Below are 1,643 nucleotides of genomic sequence, written 5' to 3'. Positions count from 1 at the left end.
GGTCTCGGCGCTGGTCACCCGCTCCACAGTGGTGTGCGGGCGGCCCGGCGTCAACCATCCCGGCCGCTGACGATGGAACAATGGCTCACCGATGTTCGTTGGGCCGGTGACCCGGCCCGGAGCCATGCCCGGCTCGGTACCGCATGCCCGGTGCCGCACATCTCGACGAAAGGACCCCGCGTGAGTCTTCGACGGACCATCGCCGCAGTCTCCCTGTCCGCCTTCGCACTGGGTGGCCTCGCCGCCTGCGGAGGCGACGACGACGGTGGGCGCGAGACCGCCCCCGCGCCCACCACGAGCGCGCAGGAGACCACCGTGCCCACCGCCGAGGAGCTGACCCAGCTGCTCGACCGGGCCTCCGACCCCGCGGTGCCGGTGGAGGAGAAGGTCGACCTGGTGGAGGGGGGCGCGGAGGCGCCCGAGATCTTCGACCAGATCGCCGCCCTCAAGGCCGAGCAGGGCGCCGACGTGACGATCACCGGCGCGGCGGAGGGGGACATCCCCGGCACGCTCATCGCCAACGCGGTGATCTCCCAGCCGGGCCAGGAGGACATCAACGTCCAGGCCCAGTTCATCAACCAGGGTGGTCAGTGGCAGCTTCAGAAGGCGTTCGCCTGCGCGCTCATCACCAACGCCGGGCTGGAGCCGCCGGCCACGTGCGCCGCGGCCTGACCGCACCTCAGCGCGCCGTCGGCCCGGACTGACAGCGAGGCCTGACCAGCGTCAGTCCACGCTGCGGAACCGCAGCACCGAGTCCTCGTCGTAGGTCGTGCGTCGTCCCGAGTCGGGATCGACGTAGACGGCCCGCGTCGAGGACTCGGTCGTTCCGCCCACCGGCACCGGGGCTCGTAGGTCCACCATGAGCTCGCCCGAGCCGGTGACCTCGTAGGACTCCACGTCGAGGGTGACGCCCGGCCCGCCGTCGGGTGCCGGGGCGGCCAGGGTGCCCGCCGGGTCGGGAGCGGTGGTGCTCGACCGGACGGTGGCGATGTCGCCGTCGACGTCGACGAGTTCGTAGGTGGTGACCCTCGTCGGGGCCACGGCGTCGTCGACCCGGCGGGTGACGGTCCAGCGGGCGCCGACGCCGATCTCTTCGGTGGGGAACGCCACTGTCGCGTCCGACACCGCGTTGGCGGTGATCTCCACTCCGGCGCGGGCGGCGTCGGTGGCCCCCGAGGGGGCCGCCAGCGACAGTTCCCGGACGATGCCGTCGGCACTGCGGGTCCAGGTGACGGTGAACCCGGGGGCGGTGGAGAACTGGGCGTTGCGGAGTTCGTCCACGGACGTGAACTCCCGCGCGGTCACGGTCGCCCGCTGCGCGCCGTCGACGTCGGGCTCCGATCGTCCCTCCACGGTGAGGGTCTGCGCCGGGGTGTCGTCGGTGCGCGGCTCGGCTCCCGGGACCTCGGTCCGCGAGTTGGCGGAGCGGGTGATCGCCACGACCGACGGTTCGAGCGAGGGGGCATAGGCGAGGACTCGCCGCTCGCCCTCGCCGGCGTCGATGAGGTCGACGACCGGGGCGGGACCGGGGTCGACGGTCACCTCGGGTTCGAGGGCATCCGTCCCCTCTGCGGCGGACGAGCCCGGGCCGCCGTCGGCGGGGTCCGCGGCATCGTCCCCGGCGCACGCGGAGGTGCCGGCCA

2 protein-coding genes are annotated in these 1,643 nt (G+C 73.4%); one reads left to right on the top strand and one right to left on the bottom strand.

All coding sequences use genetic code 11. From position 1 onward, the window contains the following. The first annotated feature begins 180 nt into the window (after positions 1-180). Complete coding sequence (locus G6024_RS11775) at positions 181-672, top strand: WKL family lipoprotein (RefSeq protein ID WP_120285825.1); 492 nt, start codon at positions 181-183, stop codon at positions 670-672. A 51-nt stretch (positions 673-723) separates the two neighbouring features. Here G6024_RS11775 and G6024_RS11770 read toward each other — a convergent pair. After that, the coding region (locus G6024_RS11770) for a hypothetical protein (RefSeq protein WP_159148777.1) at positions 724-1,643 on the bottom strand (920 nt) is incomplete at its 5' end.

This window comes from Dietzia maris, assembly GCF_014144855.1.
Taxonomy (GTDB): Bacteria; Actinomycetota; Actinomycetes; order Mycobacteriales; family Mycobacteriaceae; genus Dietzia; species Dietzia kunjamensis.
This window is presented reverse-complemented; position numbering and strand designations above follow the sequence as displayed.